We start from the raw sequence: 4015 nt of genomic DNA, 5'->3' as shown, positions 1-4015 counted from the left end.
GAGCGCCGCGCACCGACCGGCGCGCGCGTCGTCGAGGCCGGCCGCGATGAAGCGTCGGCCCGTCTCCTCCACGTAGCGGCCGTGCTCCCAGGCGGGCAGGTCGGCGAGCGCCGGGATCCGCTGCACGGTCGCGGCGAGGTCGAGCAGGACGCGCTGGCGGTCGGGCTCGCGGCGGACCCGGTCGAGCTCGGCGCGGAGGGTGGCGGCGACGACCTCGCCGAGCGGCGCGCCCGTGGGATCCTCGGCGGCTTCCAGTTGCGCGACGACCGCGTCGACCTCCTGCCGGAGCAGCGCGCCGAGCAGCTCCGACCGCACGCCGAAGCAGTAGTGGAAGGCGCCGTGCGCGAGCCCTGCCTCCGCGGTGATGGCCCGCGTGCTCGCCCCGGCAACGCCCGTGACGGCCATCACGCGCACGGCGGCGTCGAGGAGCTCGGCCCGCCGGGCGGCCCGTGATCCGTACGCGCGGGTGCTCTCGGAGGCGGCCTTCATGGGAGGAAGCTACCAAGAGCGGGAGATTGGGCCATCTGGCCGAATCCCTCGCCTAGCGTCGGGTCATGCGCACCGACCCCGCCGCCCCGACCATCCGCACCGCTCGAGCGGCCGACCTCGACGACGTGACCCGCGTGCTCGCGGAGGCCTTCGCCGAGGATCCCGTGCTGGCCGGCTTCGTCCCCGCCGGCCCTCGGCACCTCGACCGCCTGGCCCTCCTCTTCACCGCGCTCCTGCGCAGCGGCCCGCTCCCCGAGGGGACCGTCGACGTCGCGGTCGACGCCCGCGGCGGGGTCCTCGGCGCGGCCGTCTGGGAGGCGCCCGGCGGCATCGCCGCGCAGCGGACCCTCCGGCAGGCGCCGACGTTCCTGCGCGCCCTCGGCGTCGCGGGCGCCATCCACGCCGCCGTCCGGCTCCGGACCCTGGACCGCGCGCGACCGGGCCTCTCGCACTGGCGGCTCGCCGAGGTGGGCGTGGGCGCGGCGGCGCGGGGCCTCGGCGTCGGAACCGCGCTCCTCGCCCACGGCCTCGCCCGCGTCGACGGCGACGGGTCCGCGGCCTACCTGGAGTCCTCGACCGCGCGGAACCGCGCGCTCTACCTCCGGAACGGCTTCGCCGAGCTGGGGCCGCTGACGGGGCTCGGCGGGTCGTGCCCGGTGGCGATGTGGCGGCCCGCGCGCGGGGACGCGCGGACGCGGGGACGCGCGAACGCGGGCACGCCGTAGGACCATCCGGCCACGCCGGACTCCGGGGACGCTCGTCCGTTGCGGTCGCGAACAGGGGCACCCGCCCGTGACGGCTCGCCGCCAGCCGTGCCACGCGCGGTCCCGGGTGGGGGACGATGGATCCATGACCCTCAGCGCCGACGGCACCCTGCAGGACGGCCGGGTGCTCGTCGGCCCGGTCGACGCACCGGAGCTGCACGTGATGACGTACAACATCCGGCGCCTGTTCTCCCGGTACCGGCCGGGGAGCCCCGACCGGTGGGCGAACCGGGAGCCGCTGATCGCGGAGCTCCTGCAGCGGGAGCAGCCGGCCCTCCTCGGCACGCAGGAGGCGATGCCCACGCAGGGCCGCGCCCTGTCGCACGCGCTCGGGCGGCACTACCGGCGGATCGGGCACGGTCGGAACGCCGACGGCCACGGCGAGGGCTGCCCCACGTTCTACGACACCCGCCGCCTGGAGCTCACCAGCTGGCGGCAGATCGCCCTCTCGGACACGCCCGCGGTCGCCGGATCCCGCAGCTGGGGCAACATGGTGCCCCGCATCGCCGTGGTCGCCGACTTCACCGACCGGGCCACGGGCCTGCCGCTGCGGCACGTGAACACCCACTTCGACCACCTCTCCCGGCGCTCGCGCGAGGCGAGCGCGCGGATGATGCTCGAGATCGTCGCCGAGGTGCAGGTCCCCACGATCGTCGCGGGCGACACCAACGCGGGCATCGGCACGGAGCCGCACCGGCTGCTCGTCGAGTCGGGCGCCCTGGTGGACGCCTGGCCGGCCGCGCGCGAGCGCCTCACGCCCGAGTGGGGCACGTGGTCGAACTACAAGGCGCCGAAGCGCACGACCCGCCGCATCGACTGGATGCTCGTCACGCCCGACATCGACGTGCAGCGCGTCGGCATCAACACGACGCGCGTCGACGGGAGCGCCCCCAGCGACCACGAGGCCCTGCAGGCGGTGGTGCGGTGCTGACGGACCCCGCCGCGCCGACCCCGCCGGGCTCCCCGGCCGACTCCCCGCCCCCGCCCGAGGACGTCGCCGCCTTCGCCGGGCTGGCCGGGCTCACCTTCCTGCAGCCGCCGCGCGGGGTCACCGCGATCCTCGCCGACGCCGTCCGCGTGATCGGGCTGCTCACCTTCCTGTTCTCCGTGTTCGCCTGGTCGGGCGTCACCTCCGCGATGTTCGCGCTGGCGCTCCTCGGGCTCGTGGCGCCGCGCTCCCTCGGGGCGCGGCCGGGGCTCGACCTCGCCATCGGGATCACGACGCTCGTCTCCGCGGCGAGCAACCGGCTCGACCTCTACGAGCTGCTGCCGTGGTGGGACATCCCCGCGCACCTCGTGACGACGGCGGCCCTCGCCGCGCTCGTCATCCTGCTGGCCGACCGCGCGGGCGTCGTCGTCGACCGGCGGCCGCTGCCCCTCGGCATCCTCAGCCTCACGGTGGGCCTCGCGCTCTCCGCGCTGTGGGAGCTCGGCGAGTGGGCCGGGCAGGCGTGGCTCGACCCCGCGATCCTCACCGGGTACTCGGACACCATCGGCGACATGGCCGTCGGCGGGCTCGGGGCGCTCCTCATCGCGCCGCTGATGCCGATGCTGCTGGCGCGGTCGCGCTGGATCCCGGAGGCGCCCGCGCGCTGACGCGGGGGCGCCGCTCCGCCGCGCGCCCGCCTCCCTGAGGGGAGGAGGAGAAGTGCCCGGCGCGGGGTTTGGGACGACGAGCGGTCGGGTACGTGTCGGTCATGCGCTCGCCCGGGAACGACCTCCAGGCCGTCCTGTTCGACCGGGACGGGACGCTCGTCGTCGACGTCCCGTACAACGGCGACCCGGCCCTCGTCACGCTCATGCCCGGCGCCCGCGAGGCCGTCGACGCCGTGCGCGCCGCGGGCCTCCGCATCGGGATGGTCACCAACCAGTCGGGCATCGCGCGGGGGCTCATCACCCGGGAGCAGGCCGACGCGGTCAACGCGCGCGTGCAGGAGCTGCTCGGCGCGTTCGACCTCGTGCTGCTCTGCCCGCACGGATCCGACGACGGCTGCGACTGCCGGAAGCCCGCCCCCGGCATGGTGCTCGAGGCCTGCCGGACGTGGGGCCTCGACCCCTCCGCCGTCGCGGTCGTCGGCGACATCGCCGCCGACACGGGCGCCGCCCGGGCCGCGGGCGCGCGCGGCGTGCTCGTGCCCACGCCCGTCACGCGCGAGGAGGAGGTGGCCGAGGCGGACGTCGTGGCCCCGACGATCCTCGACGCGGTGCACCTGCTCCTCCCCGACGAGGCGCCCCGCCGCGTGCTGGTCGTGCGGCTCGACAGCGTCGGCGACGTGCTCGTCTCCGGGCCGGCCGTGCGCGCGGTCGCCGCCGACCCCCGCGTCGAGGTGCACCTGCTCTGCGGGCCGCGCGGCGCGTCCGCCGGCCGGCTGCTGCCCGGCGTGCACGCCGTCCACGTCTGGGACTGCCCGTGGATCTCCTCCCCCGCGCCCGCCGCCGACGCCGCCTCCGTGGACGCGCTGCACGCGATCCTCGCGGAGGTCGAGCCCGACGAGGCCGTCATCCTCACCTCCTTCCACCAGTCGCCCCTCCCGCTCGCGCTGCTGCTGCGGCTCGCGGGCGTCCGGCGCATCACGGGCGCGAGCGTCGACCACGCCGGATCCCTGCTCGACGTGCGCCTGAAGCCCGGCGAGGACCTCGAGGAGGACCAGCCGGAGCCCGAGCGCGCCCGCGCGATCGCGACCGCGGCCGGCCACGCGCTGCCCGCCGACGACGACGGCCGCCTCGCCGTGACGGAGGCCGCCCTGCCGGGGGACGTCGCC

General features: G+C 76.8%; 5 protein-coding genes and 1 pseudogene. 5 read left to right on the top strand and 1 reads right to left on the bottom strand.

Features of this window, described 5'->3' with window-relative positions; all coding sequences use genetic code 11:
* Positions 1–489: TetR/AcrR family transcriptional regulator (locus Q6969_RS13770; RefSeq protein ID WP_317230950.1), on the bottom strand; the 489-nt coding region annotated here is incomplete at its 3' end.
* 65 nt (positions 490–554) lie between these two features.
* On the opposite strand from Q6969_RS13770, the gene Q6969_RS13765 reads away from it, so the two are divergent.
* From Q6969_RS13765 to Q6969_RS13745, 5 genes and pseudogenes are all read left to right on the top strand, one after another.
* Positions 555–1214, top strand: coding sequence for a GNAT family N-acetyltransferase (locus Q6969_RS13765; protein ID WP_317230949.1), 660 nt, complete (start codon positions 555–557; stop codon positions 1212–1214).
* Between the two features lie 124 nt (positions 1215–1338).
* Entirely contained in the window at positions 1339–2184 is an 846-nt protein-coding gene (locus Q6969_RS13760; RefSeq protein ID WP_317230948.1) for an endonuclease/exonuclease/phosphatase family protein, read from the top strand.
* Positions 2178–2849 carry a hypothetical protein gene (locus Q6969_RS13755; protein ID WP_317230947.1) on the top strand — a complete coding sequence of 224 codons (672 nt, stop codon included), beginning with the start codon at positions 2178–2180 and terminating at the stop codon, positions 2847–2849. The genes Q6969_RS13760 and Q6969_RS13755 overlap by 7 nt, the downstream gene beginning before the upstream one ends.
* Positions 2850–2950: 101 nt before the next feature.
* Positions 2951–3442: pseudogene (locus tag Q6969_RS13750) on the top strand (D-glycero-alpha-D-manno-heptose-1,7-bisphosphate 7-phosphatase); the annotation flags it as partial.
* A 51-nt stretch (positions 3443–3493) separates the two neighbouring features.
* Positions 3494–4015: glycosyltransferase family 9 protein (locus Q6969_RS13745; protein WP_396335555.1), on the top strand; the 522-nt coding region annotated here is incomplete at its 3' end.

Origin of the sequence: Clavibacter sp. MX14-G9D (assembly GCF_032917815.1) — a bacterium.
Lineage (GTDB): Bacteria > Actinomycetota > Actinomycetes > Actinomycetales > Microbacteriaceae > Clavibacter > Clavibacter michiganensis_K.
This window is presented reverse-complemented; position numbering and strand designations above follow the sequence as displayed.

Excerpts from the sequence above, each read along its gene's own strand:
- Q6969_RS13765 (WP_317230949.1), top strand. The coding sequence starts at position 555 with ATGCGCACCGACCCCGCCGCCCCGACCATCCGCACCGCTCGAGCGGCC.
- Q6969_RS13760 (WP_317230948.1), top strand. The coding sequence starts at position 1,339 with ATGACCCTCAGCGCCGACGGCACCCTGCAGGACGGCCGGGTGCTCGTC.